This window comes from Gordonia cholesterolivorans (genome assembly GCF_039531975.1).
Classification (GTDB): Bacteria; Actinomycetota; Actinomycetes; order Mycobacteriales; family Mycobacteriaceae; genus Gordonia; species Gordonia sihwensis.
The window spans coordinates 219,868-244,083 of sequence record NZ_BAAARB010000003.1 but is presented as its reverse complement, the minus strand read 5'-3'; the positions used below and the strand labels follow the sequence as shown (position 1 = coordinate 244,083).

Genomic DNA, 24,216 nt, shown 5'->3' with positions numbered 1-24,216 from the left:
CACAGGGTTGATCCGGCCGACTTTGTGCCGGTGCACAATGGCCGCGTATCGTGGGTCACACTGCGACGATTGGACATGCACGCGTGAACTCCCCGACCACTCCGCGGTTGAACTCACCCGCGCTTCTGCTGCTCAGCGACGTCGACTCGGTGGCGGAGGAGTTGGCGGTCCGCATCACCCAGGCCGACCGTTTCTACGTCGACGGCGGCCCGCTGGCGGAGGAGGAGTTGCGGGGCGCGTGCCGGGACAATCTGGCGGAGATCATCCGGGCGCTCGCCGGGGCGGAGCCGAACCTCAAGCCGGCGCTTGCGGTCGGCCGGCTCAAAGCCGAGCGAGGGGTGCCCCTGGCGGCGCTGCTGCACGCGTTCCGGCTCGGCGGCCGACTGATCTGGGAACAGCTGACGGCGCTGTCGAAGGGGCCGGGCGACCCGGAAGTCCATGAATGCGCGACCCTGCTCTGGGAGCTGATCGACGCATTCTCCGACGCCGCGGTCGAGGCGTACCGGGACACCGAGACGCTCCTCGCGCACTCCGACGCGCAGGCGCGCTACCGCCTGATCAGGATGCTCTTCGACGACCACGCCGACGGTTCGGTGCGTTCGCTCGGTGCCCTGCGAACGCTCGGGGTGCCTGAGGACGGCGTGTTCCAGGTGGTGGTGATCATTCCGGCGGATCCGGGCCAGGCGCTGCCGGCACCGGTCACGTCATCCTTGCGCGACGCCGGGGCTCAGACGGTCTGGGACAGCCAGGCGGACGTGCACATCGGGCTGCTGCGCACCGCGTCGTCGCGAGAGGCGGTGCGGGCGGTCGACAGACTCGGGCAGGCTGTCGCCGGGCGGATCGGCGTCAGTGCGGAGTTCGGTACTCCGCTGGGGATTCCGGAGGCTCTCGGACAGGCCCGGCTGGCGGCGCGCAGCACGCCGCCGGGCACGGAGGGGCTGGTGCGGTTCGGCAGTGACCCGATGGCCCATCTGCTGGTGACCGCGTCCGGCGCGGCGCGAGTGTTCACCGAGTCGGTGCTGGGCGGTGTGCTTCGACTGCCCCCACCCGACCGCGACGATCTGCTTTCGGTGCTGGCGGAGTGGTATCGCTGCCACGGGGCGGCCGGCGACGTCGCCGAGGCGCTCCACTGCCACCGGAACACGGTCCGCTACCGATTGCGCAAGGTTCGGGACCTCACTGGACGCGACGTGACCGACCCGGTGCAGTCGGCCGAACTGTACGCCGCATTGCGGTCAGTTGAAGTGCTGGGGATCGTGGCAGATGAGTGACCGGCGCTCGCTCACCCGTTGTGGATCCGGCGCGGATCCACGCCGGTGCGTTCCCAGCCCTCGGCCGCCCACGGTGTGTACAGCAGCCGGATCGGAAGCCGGTTGAACAACGGGTTCGCTGCGCGCATCCCCGCTGCGAAGCGATCGAAACGGCGCTGCTTCCGGTCGTCCCAGTCGAGTCCGCACACCTCGCGCATCTGGCGGGGGAGGGTGCCGACGATGACGGTTCGTAGAAAGGCGTTGATCGGGGCGGAGATCACGCGCCACAGCGGCCGGGGCATCCAGCGCGGTCCGGGAACGCCCTTACGCAGGTACCCGGTGGCGTAAAGGATGGTCCTGGTGGGGACGAACTTGTCGCACATCGTCTCCCAATAGACGCAGAAATCCTCGTAGGTCTCCGGCTGGCTGCGCGCGGAGACGCCGTACAGCTGATACCACGTCTTGCTCTCTTCGAAGATCTGCTCCTTCTCCTCGTACGACAACCGCCGGATGAATGTGTCTGTGATGGTCAGGACTTGATCGACGAAGGTCGCGTGCGCCCAGTAGTAGAGCTCGGGGTTCAGCGCGTGATACCGCGAGCCGTCGGGCACCGTTCCCTTGATGTCGCGGTGGAAGTCGCGGACCCGTCGGCCCCACTGGTGCGGCTGGTCGGAGTACACGGTCCGCATGATCGGCGGGCCTGTGCGCCGGGCGCGGCCGAGGAAGTCGGAGAAGATCACCGAGTGGTCTTCCACGCCCTGCGCGAGTTGTTCGATGCAGTTCTCCGTGCCGGCCAGACGCTGGAAGCCGAGGACTCCCCGGATGTCGCCGTAGAACTTCCACACCAGGGAGTCGGCGCCGAGGCGCAGATCGATGGAGTCGATGTCGACGTAGGCGGGTTCGGCCTCTCCGACGCCCGCCTCGAACACGTCCGGTGAGTTCATGCGGTCTCCTATGACGCGTGCGGCGTGATGACGTCGACTGTAGCGCCGCGGTGGAACAGATGTAAATATTTGTGTCAAAGTTTGCGAGGAGACCTCAGGGTTATCGAGCCGGGAGGCGCCGCAGGCGCCGAGCGTGTCGAGATGGGCGTGACTGTTATTGCCTGGCGGGTGGTTTCGACTCGCTGCGCTCGCTCAACCGGCCTGGGGGGAGACCTCAGGGTGATCGAGCGTGTCGAGATTGCGTGAGCGTTGCCTGGCGGGTGGTTTCGACTCGCTGCGCTCGCTCAACCGGCCTGTGGGGAGACGCCAGGGTTATCGAGCCTGTCGAGATGGGCGTGACTGTTATTGCCTGGCACGTGGTTTCGACTCGCTGCGCTCGCTCAACCGGCCTGTGGGGAGACCCCAGGGTTATCGAGCCTGTCGAGATGGGCCTGCGAGGCGACCGCAGGGTGATCGAGCGTGTCGAGATCAGCGCCGGGTCAGCAGGTCGTGGCAACGACGCAGGCGCTCGTGCCACCATCGAGTCCGCTCAGCGGACGCCAGCGGAAGGTCGATACCCGGCTCCACACGTCGCGGCCGAACCGTGCCGTGTTCGATCCGGAACGACCGCGCGACGTCGCGGACGAAGAGCTCGCCGGTACCCAATCCGCACGCGCGGTCGAGGTCCGGGAGTGCGGCGGCCGCTCCGATTCCGGCGGCCATGCCGACGGCGGTGTCGAGGGCGCTGGAGACGACCACGTCCATCGGGAGCCGTTCCGCCAACGCGACCAGCGCCCGCATACCGCCTAGTGGCGCCACTTTGAGTACGGCGATGTCGGCGGCGTCCAGCGCGGCCACCCGCATCGGATCGCCGGCCCGGCGGATGGACTCGTCGGCCGCGATCGGGACCGAGACGGCGCGGCGCACCTGCGCGAGTTCCTCGACCGTCGCGCACGGCTGCTCCACGTACTCCACGTCACCGATCGCGGCGACGGCCTCGATCGCCTGTTGCACGCTCCAGCCGCCGTTGGCGTCGATCCGGACGGTGCCGACGAGGTCACGGGCGGCCGCGACCCGCTCGACATCGTCGGCCAGACTCTGTCCCGGTTCGGCGACTTTCACCTTGACCGTGTCGACGCCGGGATACCGCGCGATGAGGCCGGCCACCTCCTCGGCGGGAACCGCGGGCACCGTCGCATTCACTCGCACCGAGTCGCGAACGGGCGCCGGCGGACCGAGGTAGGCGGCCTCGATGCCCGCCGCGAGCCAGGTCTTGGCCTCCGCGTCCTCGTATTCGACGAACGGGGCGAACTCGCCCCAGCCCGCGGGACCGGAGAAGATCAGCGCCTCGCGGACCTTGACCCCACGGAATCGGGTGTGCATCGGCAGCGCGACCACCTTGGCCGATTCCAGCAGGTCGTCGGCCGACGGCATGCTCGGCGGCGGCGGGTTCTTCGGCTGCAGCCGGAAGGTCGGCACACCCTTCTTCCGGTCGTCCGACGTACCGAACGGCGACTGCTTGTTACGGCCGGTTGGCGAGGAGAAGACCATGTCGGCCAGCGTATCGCCCGACTGCCCCTCGGTTCCGCGGGAAGTGTCGGGGAGACGGTTTCGGCTCGCTGTGCTCGCTCAACGAGCTTTGAGGGCGGACGCCGGCCTGAAGTGAGGGGACGTCCACGGCGTGCGACGGATTCGCAAATATGTCCCACGAACTATAGACACAGATCTACCTATTTGTTTCAATCGAGATATGGGCCGGATCACAACTGAGGCGGCCGGTATCGAGGAGGAACGATGGTTGCAGTGCTCGCCCAGCCGGAGGCCGGCAGCGATCTGAAGGCGGTGCCGCTCAGCGATCGCAATGGAGTGCTGGAGATCCTTCAGATGCGACGGGATCCGTTCGGCTACTCCGACCGCAAACGTCTGCAGTACGGCGACGTCTCGGGAATGAACGCCTTCGGCGTCCGCATCGTCACGTGCATGGGCGCCGAGGCGGCGAACGAGATCCTCATGAACAAGGACCGCGCGTTCGCGAACGCTCCGGCATGGAGCTACTTCATCGGACCGTTCTTCAACCGCGGCATCATGCTGCTCGACTTCGAGGAACACCGGAACCACCGGCACATCCTCCAGCAGGCTTTCACGCCCAAAGTCCTCAAGGGCTACATGGACGAACTCCAACCGATGGTGGCCGACCGCGTGTCCCGGTTCCCGACCGGCCGAGTGAAGCTGTTCTCCGAACTCAAAGCGCTCACGCTGGACGTCGCACTCGAAGTATTCCTCGGGCTCGAACTGCCGCAGCACGAGGCGGACCGGCTGAACAAGGCCTTCATCGAGACCGTCCGCGCCGGCGTCGCATACGTCCGCAAGCCGGTCCCGGGCGGTCGCTGGTGGAAGGGCGTCCGCTCGCGCAAGGTCCTCGAAGACTTCTTCTACGAGCACATCGCCGCCAAGCGGGCCAACGCGACCCCCGACCTCTTCTCCGTGCTCTGCCACGCCGAGGGCGACGACGGCGAGACCTTCACCGACGAAGACGTGGTCAACCACATGATCTTCGTGCTCATGGCGGCGCACGACACGTCGACCATCACGATGACCCAGATGGCGTACTGGATGGCGAAGTACCCCGAATGGCAGGAGAAGGCCCGCGCGCAGTCGTTCGAGTTCGGACCCGACCTCGATTACGCAGACCTGAGCGGGTTGACCGTCTTGGACTCGATCATGAAGGAGTCGCTGAGACTGTGTCCGCCGGTTCCGGCGCAGCCGCGCATGGCAGTCAAGGACACTCAGGTCCAGGGCTTCTTCATCCCGGAGGGGACGATGGTCTCGGTGCCGCAGCTGATCAATCACCGCGACCCGCAGTACTACACGCACCCGGCGATGTTCGACCCCGAGCGCTTCTCCGCCGAGCGCGCCGAGGACAAGGGGCACCGGATGGCGTGGATGCCCTTCGGCGGAGGCGTGCACAAGTGCATCGGACTGTACTTCGGCCAGATGGAGATCAAGACCGTGATGCACCACCTGCTCCGCGGCTACGAGTGGTCGGTCCCCGCCGGGTATCAGGTGCCGATGGATTACAGCGCCCTGCCGGTGCCGAAGGACAAGCTCCCGGTGCAGATGCGGAAGCGGTAGTCGTGCCTGCGACGAGAAAGGCCAGGATCACCGCCTCGGTGTCCGAACAGGAACGCGACATCCTCGACGCTGCGGCCGCGGAGTTCGCCGCTGTCGGCGTCCGGAAGGCGGGGATGGACGAGGTGGCGCGGGCCGCGGGAGTGAGCCGGTCGACGCTCTACCGTCGTTTTCCGAACAAAGAGGCGTTGTTTCGGGCGGTCGCGCTGGAGACCTTCGAGGCCGGCCTGTCACGTCTCGAGGAAGCCGTCGAGGGGATGCCGCCGCGAGAGGCCGTCGCCGAAGCCTTCGCGCGCGGGGCCGAGATGGTGCAGACAGATCCGCTCCTGCGACGGGTGGTTCACGAAGACCGGACCGTACGCGAAGTGACCTCCGGTGTCAGTGCACTGTTCATCGAGATGGTCACCGCGAGGATCGCCGCGACCCTCCGTTCGGCCGGCGCCACGATGGCCGACGACGACCTGCTGCAGGCCGTGGAGATCCACGTGCGCGTCGTCATGTCGTATCTCGAAGTCCCAGCGAGCGACCCGGCTCACTCGACCTCCGACTACGCGCGTGCGGTGGCTCGCAAGCACCTCGCGCCGATGATCCACTGAGTACCCATCGGGCATCCGGCCGGATGCCGCCCCTCGACCCAGGAGCACCCATGTCTGTTTCGCTCACCAGCCGGTTGTCGCGTGATCGACGGCGCAGGGCGCGTCTGGCCCGGGTCCGCGCGCGGCTGGCGGGGAAGGTCGTCGCGATCACCGGCGGAGCACGCGGCATCGGCTTCGAGGTCGCGACTGAGCTGCTCGACGCGGGTGCGAAGGTGGCGATCGGTGACGTCGATGTCGATGCGGTCGGTAAGGCGGCGGCAGATCTCGGCGTGGAGGGAATCGAACTCGACGTCACCGACCGCTCGTCGTTCGAGAAATTCCTGGACACCGTCGCCGACCGGATCGGTCCCGTCGACGTGCTGGTCAACAACGCCGGAATCATGCCGGTGGGCCCCTTCCTCGACTACCGCGAGACGCTGATCCGGGCGACGCTCGACGTGGACCTGCTCGGGGTGATCCTCGGCAGTCAGGCTGCGGCGACTCGCATGGTGGCCCGCGGACACGGCCAGATCGTCAACATCTCGTCGGTGGCCGGACGTCTGCCCACACCGGGGTTGACGGTGTACAACGCGGCGAAAGCAGGCGTCATCGAGTTCTCGGAGGCACTCGATTCGGAGCTCGCCGGCCACGGTGTGCGGGTCGGCGTGGTGATGCCGACCTTCACCCAGACCGGACTCATCGACGGGCTCGCGACCAACTCGATGGTCACCTCCGTGAATACAGCCGTCGTCGCCGAACAGGTGCTCGCCTCCATCGCCGGCGTCCGGGTGCGTGCCGCTGCCCCGCGCTCCATGGGCTGGGTGAACGCCTACCCGATTCTGCCGCGGAGCCTCAAACGCGCCTTGCTGCGCACCACACGCTCGGGCGAGATCTTCATGAACCCCGATCCCGAGTCACGATCCGCTTACAGCAGACGGATAGGCCAGAGCTGAATCAGTACGCTCGACCGGGTGGGGTTCAGATCAGACGACCGCCTCAGACAATGGAGGCGCGCGCGCAGCGAACTGCGCAGTGCGCGTGACGATTTGGCGGAGGCCGAGGCGTCGGCCGGGTTGCGTTCGCGGATGTCGCGCCGCACGCGGTGGATTCTCGCGACGGTCGCTGTCCTCGCGCTCGCAGCTGCGGGGGCCGGAATCTGGTACGCGGCGGCAGCACCCCAGCGGTATTCGGACGAGGACTACCTGAAAGCGGCGACGGCCGAGGTGGAACTGCTGCTGGACGTCGATGCGAACGACCCCGCGCGTGCCAAGCGCATCCTCGCCGGTGCCACCGGCTCCTTTCACGACGCGTTCGCGCAGTCGGCGGACGCCTACAGTTCATACGTCAAGGATTCCGGCGCCCACGGCCAGGGCCGCATCGACGCGGCCGCCGTGCAGTCCAGTTCGGCCGACGGCGCCGAGGTGATGGTCGCCGCCAGTGTCCAGGTCGGCGACCGTGACACCGAGCAGGACGCGGCCCCGCTGCAGAACCTGCGCCTGGTCGTCAGCCTGGTCCCCGAAGACGGAGACCTCAAGGTCGACGGGTTGGTGATGGTTCCGTGAACCGCTTCCTCACCTATCTCGAGAAGCCGATGTCGACGTGGGGAACGGTGCTCCGACTCGGCGTGACCGCCGTCGTCTTCACCGCGGGGTTGATCTTCTGTATCAGTGGCCTCGACGACCACGCTGAACAGCGGGACGCCGCGCAGGCGCGGCAGACGCTGCAGGAGAAGGCCGGAACCATCGTCGCCGACGTCTTCTCCGTCGACTCGCGAACCTGGGCCGGCGACCGGAAGACCGCGCGCAGCCTGGTGGCGCCACCGCTGTCGATCGCGTCGGGCCCCGCACTGAACGGGCCTCCGCCCGACGGCACCGCGTCGGTGAGTTGGGTTCCGCAGAACGTCGCCGTCTCCTGGGCCGACGGTGACGCGGGAGAGGCGCTGGTGATCGTGCAGGTCACGGTGACCTCGCGCAGCGGGCACAGTGAGAGCAGAACCAAGGCGGTCCAGGCGTCGTACGTCCGCTCCGACGACCGCTGGCTGCTGAGCGGATTGGAGGAACTGCAGTGACCGACGACGCCGCCGACACCCGACGACTGCAGCAGGCCCGCGAGCGGTACGACCAAGCCGTCCGGTCGGAGCGGCTGGCGCGGGCGGCCGCTGAACCCGCGCTGGTCAGGCGCTCCCATCGCCGGGCCGCGGGGGTCCGATTGGCTGTGGTCGCCGCGGTGATCGCCGCGCTCGGACTCATCGGCGTGGGCTGGTGGGCGCACAGTTCGGCGGACTCGATGGCTACTTCGGCGAGCGAGGAGCAGGCGGCGCGCGAGGCCGCCGAGCACGCGATCGTCACGATGCTCACCTCCGATCCGGCGCACGCCGACCGATATGTCGGCGACATCCTGGCAGTCAGCACCGGCGACCAGCGGATCCGGATTCAGGGCGCCCGCGAGCAACTCCAGTCGACGGTGGCGTCGCAGCCGCGCCCCAGTTCCGGTCAGATCCTCTCCTCGGGCGTCGTGGGTACCGAGGACGGCAAGACGTCGGTGCTGGTGGTCGCGCAGGCCACCAGCCCGGAACTGATCGGCGGTGATCCGTCGCAGAGCCGGGTCGGCGTCAGCGTGACGATGGCCGAGGTCGACGGGCACTGGCTGGTGCAGCAGACGGAGGCGGTGTCCTGATGGGAACTCACTCGAGGGACGACGCGGGCGTGGGTGCCGTCGCCGAACCCGAGCGTCCAGCGGCCGGGTCGGGCCCCTGGTCGCGGTGGCGGGCGCAGGTGCCCGGTGACCGTCGGTGGCAGACGGCGTGGGCGCTGGTGACGGTAGCGGCGCTGGTGGTCGCGGTCGTCGGATGGATCGTCGGAGTGCAATCGCGTGCCGAACCCGTCGTACCGGACCATACGGCCGTGCGCGCAGCGTCCGAGGGCGTGGCGGCTCTGATGACCTTCACCCCGGACGACTCCGCCGCGCAGCGTGCCGAAGTCCAGAAACACCTGACCGGCGCGCTGGCCGCAGACTATGCTGCTCGCGGCCCCGACGTGGTCTTTCCCGACGCGGTCTCCGCGAAGGTCTCGATGCGAACCACCATCTCGAGCGCGGCTCCGGGGGAGCGGCACGACGAACAGATGTCGGTGCTGGTGTTCGCCACTCAGGAAGTGACGGTGGGCAAACAACAGGACTATCCGACGAGAACGGGTATCGCACGATGGGCCACGGTCACTAGAGTGGGCGATGTTTGGCGGTTGTCGCGGGTGGAGAACGTTTCGCCGCAATGAGATTGGGATGTGACGCAGTGGTCGAGGCACCAGTGGTGGTCGTGGGGGCGGGACTCGGCGGGGTCCGCCTGGCGGAGAACCTGCGCAACGGCGGATACGACGGGCCGATCACGCTGCTCGGGGCCGAGCAGCATCCGCCCTACGACCGTCCGCCGTTGTCGAAGACCGTCCTCACCGGCGACGACGAACGCGTCGACCTCAAGCCCGCGGAGTTCTTCCGGGACTCGGACATCGATCTGCGCACCGGTACCCGGGTGGTCGCCGTCGACCCGACGTCCCACACGGTCTCCGTGGAATGCGACGGAACCGTCGAGCCGTTGCCGTACGGCACGTTGGTCCTGGCGACCGGGCTGGCCGCACGGCGCTTCCCGGGGTCGGAGGGCGTCGCCGGAGTGCACGTCATCCGGACCGTCGAGGACGCGCTGGCACTGCGGGCGGAAGCGACGTCGGCGAGCCGCGCGGTCGTGATCGGCGCCGGGTTCATCGGCTGCGAGGTGACCGCGAGTCTGCACTCGATGGACATCTCGGTGACTCTGGTGGAACCCACGCCGGCGCCGCTCTCGGGGCCGCTCGGCCCCCGGATCGGTGAGATGGTCACCCGCCTTCACGTGGAGGCCGGGGTCGACCTGCGGGTGGGCGTGGGCGTCGACGAGATCGTGACGGAGGACGGCCGCGCGGCGGGCGTCGTCCTGTCCGACGGCAGCCGGGTGGACGCGGATCTGATCGTGGTCGGCATCGGCGGCTACCCGGAGCTGGAGTATCTCGAAGGATCGGGTATCGAACTCGCGGACCGTGCGGCCGGAGGCGGCGTCGCGTGCGACGGTGTCGGCCGCACCGGGGTGGCGGACGTGTACGCCCTCGGCGACTGCGCCAACTGGCACGACGTGGACGGTCACGGCCACCGCGTCGAGCACTGGACCCACACGGTCGATCAGGCCGCGATGGTGGCCGCGCACCTGTTGGGTCACGCGATCCCGCATCAGACAGTGCCGTACTTCTGGAGTGACCAGTACGGGCTCAAGTTCCAGATGCTCGGCACGCCGCGCCCGGACGACGAGGTGCATCTGGTGGACGACGACGGCCGCAAGTTCTTGGCGTACTACAGCCGGGAGGGGCTGCTGACCGGCGTCGTCGGCGCCGGCCGAGTGGGCAAGCTGATGAAGGCACGACAGTTCCTGCTCACCCCTACGCCGATCTCCACGCTGCTCGGCGGATGAACGCCGACTCCGGTGCCTCTGAGATCGTCTCGGCCGTCGAGGCGCTCGGGGATCCGGAGCGCGCGGCGTCGTCGCAGCGATTCTTCAAGACCGGACCGGGCCAGTACGGAGAAGGCGATCGTTTCGCCGGTGTGCCGGTGCCGAAGCTTCGGGCCCTGGCCCGGAGTCTGCGTGGACTTCCGCGGTCGGTGATCGTCGACCTCCTCGGCGACCGGACCCACGAGGTCCGTCACCTCGCACTGTTGATTCTGGCCGACAACTACTCGCGCGAGAGCGGCGATCCCGAACGGTGGGTGGACGTCTATCGGGACGCCGTGCGCGGCGGTCGAGTGGACAACTGGGATCTGGTCGACGTCTCCGCGTACGCGATCCTCGGGGATCGGTGCCTGCGCTCGGGCGACTGGTCGGAATTGCTCGAGTGGGCAGCATCGGACGATCTGTGGCAGCGCCGCGCCGGTATCGTCGCGACGTTCGCGTTCATTCGGGCGGGGCGCTGGGAGCAGATCGAGGCGGTGGCTCCATTGGTGATCGACGACCGGCGCGATCTGATCCAGAAGGCGTTCGGCTGGATGCTGCGCGAGGCGGGCAAGCGCGCCGACGAGCAGACGCTGCTCCGCTATCTGGAGGTCAACGCCTCCTCGATGGGCCGTACCGCGCTGTCGTACGCCGTGGAACGACTGTCGACGGAACGCAGGGCTCACTTCCGCTCGCTGTGAGCGGGATCGGAACGCTACCCCTCACTCAGCGGCGGCGCGGCGCGGCGCACCCCGTCGTACCAGGAGAGCGAGGGCGATGAGCGGCACCTGCAGGGGCAGGCGGGCCCATGCGACAGCCTTCAGCGCCGGGCTCTTGTCGACCCACAGACGCACCATGTTCACGTTCGCGGGAAAGACGGCGATGAACAGCATCGCTGCCAGTCCAGCTGCCGTGCGTCGGGTACGCGGAGCGAGAACCGCTGCGCCCAAACCGATCTCGGCCATGCCCGAGGCATAGGTCCACGCGCGCGCGTCGCCGGGCACCTCATCGGGAACGATGGCGTCGAACGGCTTCGGCGCGGCGAAATGCAGTGCGCCGGGGACCAGCAGGATGAGCGACAGGACGCGGGCCAGACGTTCGTTCGTCATGGGCCGAGTCTAGTGCCTGACTCCGGCGGGCCGGTCGCGCGAGTCGGTTCCCCGCGAGTCAGAACTCGATCTTGAGCTTGTCGGCGGTGGGCCGGGCCTGGCAGCCGAGGATGTAGCCGTCGGCGATGTCGTCGGGATCGAGGGCGCCGGTGACCTCCATGTCGACCGTGCCCTCGACGAGCGTGCAGGCGCACGAACCGCACTCGCCCTCCTGGCACGAGTACGGCGCGTCGAGTCCGGCGGCCAGCATGATGTCGACCAGGGTGCGCGACCGCGGCCACGCGAGGGTGTGCGTCTCGCCGTCGAGTTCCACTTCCACTTCGGCGGCGGCGGCGGCCTCCTCGGCCGAGACCTCGCCCAGTTCGACGTTCGCGAACGGGTCGCCCGAGAGCGAGTTGTAGATCTCGACGTGCACCCTCTTGCTGTCGAAGCGGGCCTTGATCAGGGCGCTGTGGGCGGCGTCCATGAACGGGCCCGGCCCGCACATGTACGCGGTGTGCGTGGCCGACATCGGGGCGAAGAGCGTCGCCAGGGTGCGGTCGCTCGGCAGACCCTGTACCGATTCGAGCCAGTGCAGCACCGTCAGCCGGGCCGGGTACTTGGCCTGCAGCCGGCGCAGTTCGTCGGCGAAGATCACGTCGTTCTCGCTGCGGTTGGCGTAGAAGAACGTGATCTGACCGGTTCCGGTGAGCAGGGCGTGCTTCAGAATCGACATCACCGGGGTGACGCCCGACCCGGCTGCGATCAGCAGCAGCGGGGTGTGGAAGTTCGCCGGGGTGAAGACGCCCGAAGGCGGCAGTGCCTCGATCTGCGAGCCGGCCTCCAGGTTGTCGCAGATCCAGTTGGATCCGTAACCGTCGGCGGTGCGCTTGACGGTGACCTTCGGCAGTTTGTCGTGGCGGGGCGCCGACGACAGCGAGTAGCACCGCGCCACGGAACCGGTCTGATCGCTCGGGATCCGCAGAGTCAGGAACTGCCCGGGCAGGTAGTCCTCGAACTTCTCCCGGTGGGTGTCGGGGATGTCGAAGACGATGCTGCGCGCGTCGGCGGTCTCATCGATCACCTCGGAGACGGTGAGGATGGCGCTGCGCGCGCTGTGCGGGGTCAATTCGGTCATCGGTTGACTCTCTGTGGAATCGGGCCCGGCGCTCGGCCGTGGCAAAACTGAAACGTGTTCTATTTAGGATATCAGCGCTTCGAAGTCTGTCACAGACCTCGTTCCGGATGGCGGGAGCCGGGTGTGCGGCGGCGAGTCCGCCGGGGCGGTCGGGCTACGTCTGCGTGAGTGATGCGACCCCGTCGATCAGGATGCGGCTGCCCGATCGCAGCAGGTCGGTGAGGTCGGCCGACGGGTCCGGGAGCCATTGGTCGTATGCGGCGAGCGCGGTGCCCAGCGTCTGCCAGGCGATGGTCTGCGGAACGTGCGACGCGGGGGCGAGTCCGAGTCTGGCACCGCAGTGGTCGGCGATGACCTGTCGCCAGTCCTGGTACATCAGCATCGAGTGGGCCTGGAGCGCCGGTACGCCCAGGAGCAGTGCCATCCGGCGGCGATGTTTGTCGATCTCGGATGCCGGGACGGTGTTGAAGGCGATCAGCGCGTCGCGGAGGGTGGCGCCGAGCGGGACGTCGTCGGAACTGTTCCGCAGAAGGTCCCGGAGACCGTCGAGGTGCTCGTTGAACTCACCCCAGGCCAGAGAGTTCTTGGACGGGTAGTAGCGGAACAGCGTGCGGCGGGCGATTCCGGCGGCGGCGGCGATGTCGTCGACGCTGGTCTCGTCGAAGCCGTGCTCGGTGAACAGATCGATCGCGATGGCGCTGAGTCGGCCGCGTGTGGTTGCGGCCGGCCGGCCGCCGAGCACTCCCGCACGCCCAGATCTGGTCATCGCTCATCATCTCCGATCCAAGAAACCGCCGGTCACGATCTTACGACGCACAATTCTCGCCAACCCCTAGAGATTCTGCACCCAGTGCCATTATGGTGTGAAGCGAACCACATCAGTACTCGTGAAGGAGGATGGTTCATATGGCCGATCAGGCGAATGCGACTCAGCAGGATCTCGTGGCTGAGTCTCTGGTGGAGGAAGTGTCCATCGACGGGATGTGTGGCGTCTACTGATGACGACGGCATCGACCACTGTTCCCGGCGGCCCTGCGGCCGCCGGGAGCGGTACCCCATTCGACGTATCGCGTGCGTGGCGGATGAATCCGAAAGTCGCTCTGCGACCGGAGCCGTTCGGCGCGCTGCTGTATCACTTCGGGACGCGCAAACTCTCGTTTCTGAAGAACCTCGAGGTGGTCCGGCTGGTCCAGTCTCTGGACGACCACGACAGTGCCGACGCGGCGATGACCGCGACCGGCATCGGCGACGGCGATCGCCCGCTGTATCTGCAAGCCCTCTCCGCGCTGAGCGAGTCCGGAATGATCATCGAACGGCAGGCCCCGGACGCCGCCTCCCGACCCGCGCCGGCGCACCCGACCGAGGAGTGACCCTGTGACCACCCTGGAATCCCGCCCCGGCGCCGAGGCTCTCGGCATGCCGTCCCTCACGCCGCCGCTGACGGTGCCCGCGCCCCCGAAGGTCGGGCGCCTCGTCGACCAGTTCGAGCGGGGGCTGGACGCGCCGATCTGCCTCACGTGGGAACTGACGTACGCCTGCAACCTGTCGTGCGTGCACTGCCTGTCGAGCTCGGGCAAGCGTGATCCGCGTGAGCTCTCGACCGAACAGTGCAAGGCGATCATCGACGAGCTGCAGCGCATGCAGGTGTTCTACGTCAACATCGGCGGCGGCGAGCCGACCGTGCGGCCCGACTTCTGGGAGCTCGTCGACTACGCGACCGATCACCAGGTCGGCGTGAAGTTCTCGACCAACGGGTTGCGGATCACTCCGGAGGTGGCGGCGCGGCTGGCCGCGTCCGACTACGTCGACGTCCAGATCTCGCTCGACGGCGCCAACGCCGAGGTGAACGACGCCGTCCGCGGTCCGGGGTCGTTCGACATGGCGGTCCGTGCGCTCGAAAACCTCGCCGACGCGGGATTCCGCGACGCCAAGATCAGCGTCGTGATGACCCGTCACAACGTCGCGCAACTCGACGAGTTCAAGGCTTTGGCCGACAAGTACGGTGCCACGCTGCGCATCACGCGCCTGCGTCCCTCCGGGCGCGGCGCCGATGTGTGGGACGATCTGCACCCGCTTCCCGAGCAGCAGCGCGAGCTCTACGAATGGCTGGTGGCCCATGGCGACCGGGTGCTCACCGGAGACTCGTTCTTCCACCTCTCGGCGTTCGCCGGAGCGGGTGGCAGCGGTCTGCCGGGTCTGAACCTGTGCGGAGCCGGCAGGGTCGTGTGCCTCATCGATCCGGTGGGCGACGTGTACGCCTGCCCGTTCGCGATCCACGAGAACTTCCTCGCCGGAAACATCACCACAGACGGCGGATTCCAGGAGATCTGGCAGCGGTCGGAGCTGTTCACCGAGCTCCGGGAACCGCAGAGTGCCGGGGCATGCGCCAGCTGCAACCACTACGACGCGTGCCGCGGTGGATGCATGGCGGCGAAGTTCTTCACGGGACTGCCGCTCGACGGTCCCGACCCCGAGTGCGTCCAGGGCTACGGTGAGTCGCTGCTGGCCGGCGAACGGTCGAAGCCGACCGCCAACAAGGACCACTCCCGCGGGGTGCCGCTGACCTTGATGACGCGCCCGCCGTCGCGCGACTGCGACGAGAACCCGCTCGCCGGATTCATGCCGACCACCGCGACCGGCTGCTCGTCGTCGGGCTGCTCCTGAGCGATTGCCTTTTGCGCCAGTTGAGCGAGCGTCTTCCCCCCCAGGCTTGTTGAGCGAGCGAAGCGAGTCGAAACATCGGCGAGCTTCCAGCGGGCACGCGGGCGGTTTGCCGTTTCGACTCGCTTCGCTCGCTCAACTGGCCTGAGAAGGACGCTCGCTCAACTGGCCTGGGGGAGGCGCTCGCCCAGCAAGCCTGGGAAGGACGCTCGCTCAACTGGTCTGAGAAGGGCGCTCGCTCAACTGGCCTGAGAAGGACGCTCGTTCAACTGGCCTGGCGAGACGCTCGCTCAACAAGCCCGCCCAGCACAACGCGAACTCTCACATCATTCACAGCAGGAAAGAGACTGATCATGTCCAAGTTCTCCGAACTCATGGAGAAGAACCCGTGGCGTCAGAACCCGTGGTTCGAGACCATCGGCGAGGCGCAGCGTCGAGCCAAGAAGCGGTTGCCGAAGACGGTCTACTCGTCGCTGATCGCCGGCACTCAGGCCGGTATCACCGTCAACGACAATGTGGACGCCTTCGGGGAGCTCGGGTTCTCGCCGCACGTCATCGGGGTGAAGCCGGAGCGCAATCTCGCCACCCGCGTCATGGGGCAGGACCTCCCGTTCCCGGTGATGATCTCGCCCACCGGTGTGCAGGCGGTCAATCCCGACGGCGAAGTGGCGGTGGCGCGAGCCGCGGCCAACCGCGGAACCGCGATGGGACTGTCCAGCTTCGCGTCGAAGCCGGTGGAGGAAGTGACCGCGGTCAACGACAAGATCTTCTTCCAGATCTACTGGCTCGGCAGTCGTGAGGACATCCTGGCGCGCGCCGAGCGCGCCCGCGCGGCCGGCTGCAAGGGCCTGATCGTCACCACCGACTGGGTGTTCAACGTCGGGCGCGACTGGGGCAGCCCGGAGATCCCCGAGCAGGTCGACTTCAACGCCGTAGCCAAGCTGGCGCCTGAGATGATCACCAAGCCCCGGTACGCGATGAGCTGGTTCCGCGACGGCAAGCTCATCATCCCCGACCTGAGTGCGCCGAACATCGCGCACAAGGGCGAGCCGGGACCGACCTTCTTCGACGTCTACGGCCAGTGGATGAACACTCCGCCGCCCACCTGGGAGGACATCCAGTGGCTGCGTGAGCAGTGGGGCGGCGAGTTCATGGTCAAGGGCATCACCCGAATCGACGATGCGCGCCGCGCGGTCGACATCGGCGCCACCGCGATCTCCGTCTCCAATCACGGCGGCAACAATCTCGACGGCACGCCGGCCACGATCCGCGTCCTCGGACCGATCGCGGACGCGGTCGGCAACGAGGTCGACGTTCTGCTCGACGGTGGCATCCGCCGCGGCAGCGACGTGGTCAAAGCGCTCGCACTGGGCGCCAAGGCCGTCATGATCGGCCGCGCCTACCTGTGGGGTCTTGCCGCCAACGGGCAGACCGGCGTGGAGAACGTCCTCGACCTGCTTCGCATGGGCGTCGACTCGGCGATGATGGGTCTGGGTAAATCCGACGTCGCCGATCTCTCGCGAGCCGACCTGATCATCCCCGAAGGATTCGAGCAGATTCACGGCGCGTGAGTCACGGGGCGACCCGTCGACGGCGATTCGGCCGGCGGCCCTGATCGGGGCCGCCGGCCGATCACATTCGCCGAGTCACCGTCGTCAAGTCATCGCCTGGCCGTCACGTCTTCGCGTGAGTGAACCGACCCCATACGGTGTCGACGACGCCGACCGCGGGCCGCGGCGTCACGCCCCGCGGCTTCTCCCGGCCCTTCGACGGAGGTGCGATCGCGGCAGCCCGTTCGGTGGCGGGCGGCGGGAACCTCCGCAGGAGCCGCTCGCGTCGCGACGGCTGCACGTTGGCGCGCATCACGTCGCCGCGGTAGTGAGCCACCACGCGCGGGTCCATCACGCGTCGCCACAGGGGAGGCATCAGTGCCAGCAGCAGCATCGCCGCGTAACCGGCCGGCATCTGCGGCGCGGTGTCGTACGACCGCAGCGCTTGATAGCGGCGCCGCGGATTCGCGTGATGGTCCGAGTGGCGCTGCAGATGGTAGAGGAACAGGTTGCTGCAGATGTAGTCGCAGTTCCAGCTGTGCTCGGGAAGAATCTTTCCCGGACGTCCGTTCTCACCGACGGGCCGGAGGAGTCCGTAGTGCTCGATGTAGTTGACGCCTTCGAGGATCAGTGCCGAGATGGCTGCCTGCAGGACGAACCAGGGAAGAACGCCGGGGCCGAAGGCGATCGCGACGGCCGCTGCCAGCACCGCGGTGAGCAGCCAGGTCTGGACGACGTCGTTGCGCAGCGTCCAGAAACCCTTGCCCTGCCGCCGGAGCCGGTCGCGCTCGAGCCGGATACCCGAGCGCAGCCCGCCGAAGATCGCGCGGGGCCAGAACGCCCACAGCGATTCGCCCAGCCGTGCGCTCGCCGGGTCGCCGGGTGTCGCGACCAGGACGTGATGTCCGACGTTGTGCTCGATGTAGAAGTGTCCGTATGCGCTGGGAGCGAGCGCGATCTTGGCCAGCGACTTCTCCAGCCGCGGCTTCTTGTGACCGAGTTCGTGCGCCACATTGATCGCGATGGCGCTCGAGACCGCGATCGTCATCGACATGGCGATGCGCTCACCGGTGGCCATCGGCGCGTGCGCCAGACACCAGAAGCCGAAGAAGAATCCCGCGTACTGGACCGGAAGATAGGCGTACACGCACCAGCGGTAGTACGGGTCCGCTTCAAGACGCGCCAGAACCTCGTCGGGCGGATTCACTTGATCGAGCCGGACGAGTAGATCGATCAGAGGAATCAGTACCACGAAAACGAGGAAACCGACGGCCCAGAAGATCCCCCACGACAGATAATGAACCAGCAACCACGCGATGCCGGGGCCGAAAGCCGCCACGATGCCGAGAGGCCAGAGATAGCGTTTGCGGTCGCGCCATCGGTCGGCCTGATCCGGTTGCCGCCCCTGTCGTCGCATACCCCTCGCCTCCCCACCGCTGCCCCCAACGGCCGGTGATTTCAAGACTTACTTCACATCGGCGTCGGATACTCGGATATCGACGAGGAAAGCAGGTTCGTTATCCGGTTTTCACGCCGATGATGACCGCAGGCACGGATCTGACAGACACCGTCTTCGCATGTCAGACGAATGAGACATGCTCGGCGGACCCGGCCGCGATCGAGTCAGACCTTCGAATGACCCATGTCGATCTGGAACTCGGCGCCGGTGACCGACTGGGCCGTCGAGAGGTACAGCACGGCGTCGGACAGATCGTCGAGGCTGGCGACCGGGTAGTGGCCGAGCATTGACGGGAAGTGCATGCCGTACTCCTCGAAGGCCTTCATCGCGGAGGTGTCTTCGAGCCCCATCGGGGTGTGCACCGCGTACGGGTGGACGGTGTTGACGCGGATGCGCTTGGGCCCGAGTTCCTTGGCGGCGGTCTGCGCCAGGCCGCGCAACCCGAACTTGGACGCCGAGTACGACGCCTGCACCGGCATCGCCTTGAGGCCGGCGACGGACGAGATGATGGTGATGCTGCCGCCGTTGCCCGCGTCCAGGATCGCCGGAATGGACGCCTTCAACGTCTTCCAGGTGCCGACCAGGTTCACATCGATCACATCGGTGAACTGCTCCTCGGACAGTTCCCACGTGAGGCCCCAGGTGAGAATGCCGGCGTTGGCCACGACATGGTCCAGGCGACCGAACTGTTCGACGCCGTCGGCCACGAGCTGCTCCTGGAAGGCGAGGTCGCGGGTATCGCCCTGCCGCGCGAGGATCTTGCCGCCCGCTTCTTCGACGAGCCGGACGGTCTCGGCGAGGTCGTCAGCGGTCGACGGCGGGTAGGTCATGTGGTCGGCCACCGGGCCGGCGAGGTCCATGCCGATGACGGACGCGCCTTCGCGTGCGAACCGGACCGCGTGGTTGCGCCCCTGGCCGCGTGCGATGCCGGTGATGTAGACGACCTGACCGTCGAACTGTCCCATGCTGGTATGCCTCTCGTCACAATGCCCTGAGAGCCAAACTGTAACACGTTCTAGTCAATCGGAAACGGCCGGGACGCACGACGCCGGAGGGCGTGCGTCGTGCGTCCCGGCCGTCGGGCCGAGTCGGAGTAGGTCTCAGTCCTGCCAGACCGTCGCCGGGTCGGTGGCCTCACGTGCGGGGCCGACGGGGGTCTGCGTGGCCGATCGCTGGAACCGCGGTGCCACCTGCGCCTGCGTGACGCCGTCGATCTCGACGAGCGTGCCGCGGGCGGCCAGGTGCGGATCGTGAGGAGCCTCGGTGAAGTCGAGGATCGGGGACGTGCAGGCGTCGGTGCCGTCGAAGATCGCCGCCCACTCGTCGCGCGTCTTGGTCTTGAACGTGTCGGCGAAGATCTGCTTCAGCTCGCCCCACTTCGCGGTGTCGAGCTGATTCGGCAGCGACGCCGGGTCGAGTTCGAGACCTTTCAGGAGTTCGGCGTAGAACTGCGGTTCGATGGCGCCGACGGCCATCCACTTGCCGTCGGAGGTCTCGTACACCTCGTAGAACGGGGCGCCGGTGTCCAGGAGGTTGACTCCGCGCCGGTCCTGCCAGAGTCCGGTGCCGCGGAAGGCCCACATCATCTGCCCGAGGACCGACGCTCCGTCGCACATCGCGGCGTCGATGACCTCGCCCTTACCTGAGGCGGCACGCTCGACCAGTGCGGCGAGGACGCCCATGACCAGGAACATCGAGCCGCCGCCGAAGTCGCCGACCAGGTTCAACGGCGGGGTCGGCTTCTCGTTCGGGCGGCCGATGGCGTGCAGCATTCCGGTGAGCGAGATGTAGTTCATGTCGTGTCCGGCGAGGTCGGCGCGCGGACCGTCCTGACCCCAGCCCGTCATCCGGCCGTAAATCAGCCCGGGGTTCACCGCGTGCAGATCGTCCGGACCGAAGCCGAGCCGCTCCATGACGCCGGGGCGGAAGCCCTCGATGACCACATCGGCTTTGGCGACCAGGTTGAGAATGGTCTCGCGATCGGCCGGGTTCTTCAGATTGGCTTCGATGACGCGGCGGCCGCGCAGCAGGGCGTCGGCGTTCCGCTCCGGAGACGGCAGTTCGCCTGGCCGCTGGACGCGCACGACGTCGGCGCCGAGGTCGGCCAGCAGCATCGCGGCGTGCGGTCCGGGGCCGATGCCCGCGAACTCGATGACGCGGATGTCGGCGAGGGGGCCGGAACGTCCGGACGGCCGGCGGGTGGGAGTAGACACGGGGAGGACTCCGTTCACAGGTATCACCACGACCTGACGGCGTGGTCTGGGTCACGTGCGGTCGTCACTATACACGTGTACCGGATTCGCACTGATGGTGTCAGTGGTTCGGATGAGGCGCGCAGACCGGCAAAAGGGCCCCAACGGTTCCCTAGCCAGGGGGCACGTCGGTAACGTTGTCGCAATGACACCGGCGACCGAATTGGCGTCCCGGACGTGGCATGAACTGGTCGGGGCCGAGCCGACGTTAGTCGTGCCGGTCGGGGCTGTCGAACAGCATGGCCCGCATCTGCCGCTCGACACAGATGCGCGCATTGCAGACGCCGTGTCGCGCGAAGCGGTTGCCGCACTGGATGATTCGTCGGATGTTCTGGTGGCGCCGTCGATCTCGTACGGCGCTTCGGGCGAGCACGAGGGCTTCCCGGGGACCGTCTCGATCGGGCGTGAGGCCCTCCGACTGCTGGTTCTCGAGTACGGGCGCAGCGCGATGCGCTGGGCCGGTCGGCTGCTGTTCGTGAACGCCCACGGCGGCAACGCGCACGCGATCGCGGACGCCGTCGCGCGGTTGCGCTACGAGGGACGCGACGCGGCCTGGTTTCCCTGTGCGTTCCCGTCGGCCGACGCGCATGCCGGCCTCACCGAGACGAGCGTGGTACTGGACCTCGCGCCGGAGTCGGTCCGCCGGGACCTGCTCGCGGCCGGGAACACGGCGCCGATCGCCGAACTGCTCGATCCGATGCGAAAGGGTGGCGTCGCGGCCGTCTCGGCCACCGGAGTGCTCGGCGATCCCACTGCCGCGAATCCGGCGCTCGGTCGTCGGCTCCTTGCGGACCTGGCCGGGCAGTTGGCGGAATCGGTGCGTGCCTGGGACGTCGACGAGGCGGGGAGGCTTCGGTGACGCCACCGGTGAACGCCGACCTCCCGGTAGGGTTCCAGGTCCAGATCGATCCGCGCTGCGTTCGGCGCGGCGACCTCCGCAACCTGGTCGGCGGCTCGCCGCTGCGGGTGCTGAAGCTCTCGGATGCAGCGCTGGGGATGACTTCCGCGGACGGTCGGATCGAAGTCAGCGACGCCGGGACGCGCAGCCTCGCCCGAACCCTGCTCGACGCCGGAATCGCACACCCGCGCCCGATGGTCGGACCCAAGGAGTGCGAGGTCACGGTGGTGATCCCGGTGCGCGACAATCAGGCGGGTGTGGACCGACTCGTCGAAGCGCTTCCCGGGCTGCGGGTGATCGTGGTGGACGATGCCTCGTCGCGGCCGATGACTGTTCCCGACGACGAACGCCTCCGTGTGATCCGGCTGGAGGTGAACGCGGGGCCCGCGGCCGCGCGCAACGCCGGTTTCGACGCCGCCGACACCGAGTTCGTCGCCTTCCTCGACTCAGACACCCGCCCGTGCGGTGAGTGGCTGACGATGCTGCTGAGTCACTTCTCCGATCCCGCGGTCGCGATCGTCGCACCGCGGATCGTCGGACTCGGCGACACCGCGGGCCGCGACGGACGGACGCCGGTGGCGGCCTACGCGAACAGGTACTCCTCACTGGACATGGGGCCGAATGAGGGCCCGGTGCGGCCGGGCACTCAGATCGCGTACGTGCCGAGCGCGGCGATGGTGGTGCGTCGCGCCGCCTTCGCCCGGTTCGATGAGTCGCTGCGTGTAGCTGAGGACGTCGATCTGTGCTGGCGCACGCACGCGGCCGGTTGGGTGGTCCGATACGACCCGGTCGCGCACGTCGCACACGACCATCGGCAGTCGCTCCGGGCGATGCTCGACCGCCGTCGCTTCTACGGCACCGGCGCGGCTGAACTCGCGAGTCGGCATGATCGGTTGGCCGCTCCGGTGATGACGAGCATTCCGCTGGCGGTCGCGGTGGTGTCGCTGCTGACTCGGACCAGGATCGGCCTGGGAGTGGCGATGCTGGTCTCCGGCTGGATCTTCGGTCGCATCCGGAAGCCGCTCGCAGGCGTGCCGGCGCGTGACCTCATCGCAGCGCGCAACGTCGGCCGAGCGCTGGGCTACGGTGTCCTGCAGATCTGGTCGGCGGCCCTGCGTCACTACTGGCCGCTGTCGCTGCTCGGTCTGGTGGTCTCGTCGCGATTCCGACGGTGGTTCCTTGAGGCCGCGGTGGCCGAGGCTGCGGTGATGTGGTTGCGATCCCGGATCGCCGAGCCGTCGTCGCCGATGGTGGAACCGGTGGGGTACTCGGTGATCCGGCGGCTCGACGACTTCGCCTACGGACTCGGCCTGTGGCAGGGTGCGGTGACCAATCGCGACTGGTCGGCGCTGCGGCCTGTCGTCACCCGCTGACACGGACCGCGTGAGGCGATGAGCGGCCACCGGGCGCGTGCCGTCGAGACCGCCGACGTGGTCGTCGTGGGAGCGGGCAGCGCCGGGTGCGTGGTGGCCGATCGGCTGTCGCGCGATGCTGGCAGGAAGACCCTGCTTCTCGAGGCGGGGCATGCCCTACCTCCGCGTACGGCGGTGACCGCGATGAGCCGGCTGCCGATCGCGCCGGGAAGCGAGCGCGTGCGGCGAGTGCGGGAGCGGCGCGGACGCGATGTGGTGCGCGGCTATGGCGCCGGCGGGTCGTCCGCGGTCAACGGCGGCTATTTCCTGCGCGGACACCGCGACGACTATGCGGCGTGGCCGTGGCCGGCGAGCCGGATCGACGACGCCTTCGACGTGCTCGACGGCGGTGCCGCCGGGGGCGGGGTGATGCGCGTGCGGGAGGTTCTCGACGGCGAACTCGGTCCGGCGGGGTCGGCCTTCGAGACTTATTGGCGAACCCGCGTGGCCGCGGGACCCGAGGGCGCTTGGCCGGTGGTCGGCGTGAATCGGGTCCGCAGCAACAGCATCCGCGACGGGGGAGTGTTACGGCGGTGGACGGCGATGGATGCCTTCGCCCCCGCGGTCCGAGGCGGGAGCGAGGTGATATCGCTGGCCTCTGCGGGTGGACGGGTGACGGGAGTGCACACCGCCGCCGGGCGCATCGACGCCGCCACCGTGGTGCTCACCGCGGGCACGCTGGGCACGGCAGAGCTGGTGTTGCCGCTGCTGGGCGGGGAACTGTCGGTGTACGAGCATCCCGAATCGCTGGTGCGCTTCGCCGCTCGGCGCCCCCTCCGGACGCAGGTGCTGCTGCCGACCGTGGTGCACACCGCAGACGGCCTCGAAATCCGCTGCTACAGCGATGATTTCGCGTCGTTCATCGATGGGATTCCAGCCGGGGGCGTCCCGATCGGAGTCGCGGACATGACTCACGGCACCACCGGGCGCATCGGCATCGAGGGCGATGAGGTGGTGATCGATCTCGGTGTGCCCGACGCCGGCGGTCTCGAGCGGTTGTCGGAGGGAGTTGACGAGGTGCTGGAGATGCTGCACTCGCCGGCGTTCGACGGCCTCGTCGAGCCGGGATCGGTGACGGTGGATCCGGTGGTCGGGCTGTCGTCACATGCCTGGGGGACGCTCCCGCTGGGGGCGACCGTGGCACCGGACGGTTCCGTTCACGGCGTTCCCGGGCTCCACGTCGCCGACGGGTCGGTGCTGCCCGCGCCGCTGCGTTCGGGGCCGCACGCGAGTGTGATGGCGACGGCGGCGCTGATCGCCGAGGAACTGGTGGCGGGCGAGTCGGTCTGATCTGCCCGCGCCGAGTCGGGCGATCAGATGAAGTTCGTCGCGCCGCTTCCGGAAGGTCGGAGAAGGTCGGCACCGGATCGGCCGGAA

At 68.1% G+C, this 24,216-nt stretch carries 25 protein-coding genes; 17 read left to right on the top strand and 8 right to left on the bottom strand.

All coding sequences use genetic code 11. From position 1 onward, the window contains the following. The first annotated feature begins 83 nt into the window (after nt 1-83). Nucleotides 84-1,271: a PucR family transcriptional regulator gene (locus ABFX36_RS04435; protein ID WP_062365924.1), complete on the top strand. Its 1,188-nt coding sequence runs from the start codon at nt 84-86 to the stop codon at nt 1,269-1,271. Nucleotides 1,272-1,282: 11 nt separating this feature from the next. On the opposite strand, the gene ABFX36_RS04430 is transcribed toward ABFX36_RS04435, so the two are convergent. Then, nucleotides 1,283-2,194: an oxygenase MpaB family protein gene (locus ABFX36_RS04430; RefSeq protein ID WP_062365923.1), complete on the bottom strand. Its 912-nt coding sequence runs from the start codon at nt 2,192-2,194 to the stop codon at nt 1,283-1,285. A 468-nt stretch (nt 2,195-2,662) separates the two neighbouring features. Beyond that, nucleotides 2,663-3,724, bottom strand: coding sequence for an o-succinylbenzoate synthase (locus ABFX36_RS04425; RefSeq protein WP_062365921.1), 1,062 nt, complete (start codon nt 3,722-3,724; stop codon nt 2,663-2,665). A gap of 243 nt (nt 3,725-3,967) precedes the next feature. On the opposite strand from ABFX36_RS04425, the gene ABFX36_RS04420 reads away from it, so the two are divergent. The 9 genes from ABFX36_RS04420 to ABFX36_RS04380 are packed head-to-tail and all read left to right on the top strand — an operon-like array spanning nt 3,968 to nt 11,082. Continuing rightward, nucleotides 3,968-5,305, top strand: a complete 1,338-nt coding sequence (locus ABFX36_RS04420) for a cytochrome P450 (RefSeq protein WP_045536372.1) — start codon at nt 3,968-3,970, stop codon at nt 5,303-5,305. Between the two features lie 2 nt (nt 5,306-5,307). Further along, the gene (locus tag ABFX36_RS04415) at nt 5,308-5,898 is read left to right on the top strand and encodes a TetR/AcrR family transcriptional regulator (RefSeq protein WP_006895680.1); all 591 of its coding nucleotides are present in this window, start codon (nt 5,308-5,310) and stop codon (nt 5,896-5,898) included. Nucleotides 5,899-5,948: 50 nt separating this feature from the next. Beyond that, nucleotides 5,949-6,830: an SDR family oxidoreductase gene (locus tag ABFX36_RS04410; RefSeq protein WP_006895679.1), complete on the top strand. Its 882-nt coding sequence runs from the start codon at nt 5,949-5,951 to the stop codon at nt 6,828-6,830. Nucleotides 6,831-6,848: 18 nt separating this feature from the next. After that, nucleotides 6,849-7,439, top strand: a complete 591-nt coding sequence (locus ABFX36_RS04405; protein WP_006895678.1) for a hypothetical protein — start codon at nt 6,849-6,851, stop codon at nt 7,437-7,439. Next, on the top strand, nt 7,436-7,945 hold the full coding sequence (locus tag ABFX36_RS04400; protein ID WP_006895677.1) for a hypothetical protein: 510 nt from the start codon (nt 7,436-7,438) through the stop codon (nt 7,943-7,945). Before ABFX36_RS04405 ends, ABFX36_RS04400 begins: the two co-directional genes overlap by 4 nt. Beyond that, nucleotides 7,942-8,553 (top strand): hypothetical protein, encoded by a 612-nt coding sequence (locus ABFX36_RS04395; protein ID WP_346075095.1) that lies wholly within the window; start codon nt 7,942-7,944, stop codon nt 8,551-8,553. The genes ABFX36_RS04400 and ABFX36_RS04395 overlap by 4 nt, the downstream gene beginning before the upstream one ends. After that, nucleotides 8,553-9,149 (top strand): hypothetical protein, encoded by a 597-nt coding sequence (locus ABFX36_RS04390; RefSeq protein WP_346075093.1) that lies wholly within the window; start codon nt 8,553-8,555, stop codon nt 9,147-9,149. Before ABFX36_RS04395 ends, ABFX36_RS04390 begins: the two co-directional genes overlap by 1 nt. 17 nt (nt 9,150-9,166) lie before the next feature. Continuing rightward, on the top strand, nt 9,167-10,366 hold the full coding sequence (locus tag ABFX36_RS04385) for an NAD(P)/FAD-dependent oxidoreductase (RefSeq protein ID WP_006895674.1): 1,200 nt from the start codon (nt 9,167-9,169) through the stop codon (nt 10,364-10,366). Further along, nucleotides 10,363-11,082, top strand: coding sequence for a DNA alkylation repair protein (locus ABFX36_RS04380; RefSeq protein WP_006895673.1), 720 nt, complete (start codon nt 10,363-10,365; stop codon nt 11,080-11,082). Before ABFX36_RS04385 ends, ABFX36_RS04380 begins: the two co-directional genes overlap by 4 nt. A gap of 21 nt (nt 11,083-11,103) precedes the next feature. Here ABFX36_RS04380 and ABFX36_RS04375 read toward each other — a convergent pair whose 3' ends face one another. From ABFX36_RS04375 to mftR, 3 genes are all read right to left on the bottom strand, one after another. Further along, a complete protein-coding gene (locus tag ABFX36_RS04375; protein WP_006895672.1) occupies nt 11,104-11,490 on the bottom strand; it encodes a DoxX family protein in 387 nt (128 codons plus the stop codon). Between the two features lie 58 nt (nt 11,491-11,548). Continuing rightward, nucleotides 11,549-12,607 (bottom strand): 2Fe-2S iron-sulfur cluster-binding protein, encoded by a 1,059-nt coding sequence (locus tag ABFX36_RS04370; RefSeq protein WP_346075090.1) that lies wholly within the window; start codon nt 12,605-12,607, stop codon nt 11,549-11,551. A 154-nt stretch (nt 12,608-12,761) separates the two neighbouring features. Then, the gene (gene mftR, locus ABFX36_RS04365) at nt 12,762-13,373 is read right to left on the bottom strand and encodes a mycofactocin system transcriptional regulator (RefSeq protein WP_006895670.1); all 612 of its coding nucleotides are present in this window, start codon (nt 13,371-13,373) and stop codon (nt 12,762-12,764) included. Nucleotides 13,374-13,513: 140 nt separating this feature from the next. Here mftR and mftA point away from each other — a divergent pair, with 140 nt between their 5' ends. The 4 genes from mftA (at nt 13,514) to mftD (ending at nt 16,839) form a co-directional block, all read left to right on the top strand. Beyond that, the gene (gene mftA / locus ABFX36_RS04360) at nt 13,514-13,606 is read left to right on the top strand and encodes a mycofactocin precursor MftA (RefSeq protein ID WP_101841532.1); all 93 of its coding nucleotides are present in this window, start codon (nt 13,514-13,516) and stop codon (nt 13,604-13,606) included. Further along, nucleotides 13,606-13,977 carry a mycofactocin biosynthesis chaperone MftB gene (mftB, locus tag ABFX36_RS04355; RefSeq protein WP_006895669.1) on the top strand — a complete coding sequence of 124 codons (372 nt, stop codon included), beginning with the start codon at nt 13,606-13,608 and terminating at the stop codon, nt 13,975-13,977. Before mftA ends, mftB begins: the two co-directional genes overlap by 1 nt. Before the next feature lie 4 nt (nt 13,978-13,981). Then, nucleotides 13,982-15,271 carry a mycofactocin radical SAM maturase gene (gene mftC / locus ABFX36_RS04350; protein WP_006895668.1) on the top strand — a complete coding sequence of 430 codons (1,290 nt, stop codon included), beginning with the start codon at nt 13,982-13,984 and terminating at the stop codon, nt 15,269-15,271. Nucleotides 15,272-15,621: 350 nt separating this feature from the next. Beyond that, entirely contained in the window at nt 15,622-16,839 is a 1,218-nt protein-coding gene (gene mftD / locus ABFX36_RS04345) for a pre-mycofactocin synthase MftD (protein WP_222111227.1), read from the top strand. Between the two features lie 103 nt (nt 16,840-16,942). Here the strand turns inward: mftD and ABFX36_RS04340 are convergent, their stop codons facing one another. The 3 genes from ABFX36_RS04340 to ABFX36_RS04330 all read right to left on the bottom strand — a co-directional run bounded on the left by ABFX36_RS04340 (nt 16,943) and on the right by ABFX36_RS04330 (nt 20,490). Further along, nucleotides 16,943-18,235 carry an alkane 1-monooxygenase gene (locus tag ABFX36_RS04340; protein WP_006895666.1) on the bottom strand — a complete coding sequence of 431 codons (1,293 nt, stop codon included), beginning with the start codon at nt 18,233-18,235 and terminating at the stop codon, nt 16,943-16,945. A 206-nt stretch (nt 18,236-18,441) separates the two neighbouring features. After that, nucleotides 18,442-19,242, bottom strand: coding sequence for a mycofactocin-coupled SDR family oxidoreductase (locus tag ABFX36_RS04335; protein WP_006895665.1), 801 nt, complete (start codon nt 19,240-19,242; stop codon nt 18,442-18,444). A 135-nt stretch (nt 19,243-19,377) separates the two neighbouring features. Continuing rightward, nucleotides 19,378-20,490: a CaiB/BaiF CoA transferase family protein gene (locus ABFX36_RS04330; RefSeq protein WP_045536410.1), complete on the bottom strand. Its 1,113-nt coding sequence runs from the start codon at nt 20,488-20,490 to the stop codon at nt 19,378-19,380. Between the two features lie 184 nt (nt 20,491-20,674). Here ABFX36_RS04330 and mftE point away from each other — a divergent pair, with 184 nt between their 5' ends. From mftE to mftG, 3 genes are read left to right on the top strand one after another with little or no spacing between them, the layout of a single operon-like run. Then, entirely contained in the window at nt 20,675-21,388 is a 714-nt protein-coding gene (mftE, locus tag ABFX36_RS04325) for a mycofactocin biosynthesis peptidyl-dipeptidase MftE (protein ID WP_039867067.1), read from the top strand. Next, complete coding sequence (gene mftF / locus ABFX36_RS04320; protein ID WP_082083834.1) at nt 21,385-22,800, top strand: mycofactocin biosynthesis glycosyltransferase MftF; 1,416 nt, start codon at nt 21,385-21,387, stop codon at nt 22,798-22,800. The genes mftE and mftF overlap by 4 nt, the downstream gene beginning before the upstream one ends. An 18-nt stretch (nt 22,801-22,818) precedes the next feature. Continuing rightward, the gene (mftG, locus tag ABFX36_RS04315) at nt 22,819-24,129 is read left to right on the top strand and encodes a mycofactocin system GMC family oxidoreductase MftG (protein WP_062365902.1); all 1,311 of its coding nucleotides are present in this window, start codon (nt 22,819-22,821) and stop codon (nt 24,127-24,129) included. Nucleotides 24,130-24,216 lie beyond the last annotated feature (87 nt).

What these genes read in the sequence shown, in the direction of transcription:
- ABFX36_RS04425 (WP_062365921.1), bottom strand. Translation starts at nt 3,724, where the DNA reads ATGGTCTTCTCCTCGCCAACCGGCCGTAACAAGCAGTCGCCGTTCGGT.
- mftD (WP_222111227.1), top strand. Translation starts at nt 15,622, where the DNA reads ATGTCCAAGTTCTCCGAACTCATGGAGAAGAACCCGTGGCGTCAGAAC.
- ABFX36_RS04420 (WP_045536372.1), top strand. Translation starts at nt 3,968, where the DNA reads ATGGTTGCAGTGCTCGCCCAGCCGGAGGCCGGCAGCGATCTGAAGGCG.
- ABFX36_RS04390 (WP_346075093.1), top strand. Translation starts at nt 8,553, where the DNA reads ATGGGAACTCACTCGAGGGACGACGCGGGCGTGGGTGCCGTCGCCGAA.
- mftA (WP_101841532.1), top strand. Translation starts at nt 13,514, where the DNA reads ATGGCCGATCAGGCGAATGCGACTCAGCAGGATCTCGTGGCTGAGTCT.
- ABFX36_RS04375 (WP_006895672.1), bottom strand. Translation starts at nt 11,490, where the DNA reads ATGACGAACGAACGTCTGGCCCGCGTCCTGTCGCTCATCCTGCTGGTC.
- ABFX36_RS04370 (WP_346075090.1), bottom strand. Translation starts at nt 12,607, where the DNA reads ATGACCGAATTGACCCCGCACAGCGCGCGCAGCGCCATCCTCACCGTC.
- mftG (WP_062365902.1), top strand. Translation starts at nt 22,819, where the DNA reads ATGAGCGGCCACCGGGCGCGTGCCGTCGAGACCGCCGACGTGGTCGTC.
- mftR (WP_006895670.1), bottom strand. Translation starts at nt 13,373, where the DNA reads ATGACCAGATCTGGGCGTGCGGGAGTGCTCGGCGGCCGGCCGGCCGCA.
- ABFX36_RS04410 (WP_006895679.1), top strand. Translation starts at nt 5,949, where the DNA reads ATGTCTGTTTCGCTCACCAGCCGGTTGTCGCGTGATCGACGGCGCAGG.
- mftB (WP_006895669.1), top strand. Translation starts at nt 13,606, where the DNA reads ATGACGACGGCATCGACCACTGTTCCCGGCGGCCCTGCGGCCGCCGGG.
- ABFX36_RS04340 (WP_006895666.1), bottom strand. Translation starts at nt 18,235, where the DNA reads ATGCGACGACAGGGGCGGCAACCGGATCAGGCCGACCGATGGCGCGAC.
- mftE (WP_039867067.1), top strand. Translation starts at nt 20,675, where the DNA reads ATGACACCGGCGACCGAATTGGCGTCCCGGACGTGGCATGAACTGGTC.
- ABFX36_RS04430 (WP_062365923.1), bottom strand. Translation starts at nt 2,194, where the DNA reads ATGAACTCACCGGACGTGTTCGAGGCGGGCGTCGGAGAGGCCGAACCC.
- ABFX36_RS04335 (WP_006895665.1), bottom strand. Translation starts at nt 19,242, where the DNA reads ATGGGACAGTTCGACGGTCAGGTCGTCTACATCACCGGCATCGCACGC.
- ABFX36_RS04380 (WP_006895673.1), top strand. Translation starts at nt 10,363, where the DNA reads ATGAACGCCGACTCCGGTGCCTCTGAGATCGTCTCGGCCGTCGAGGCG.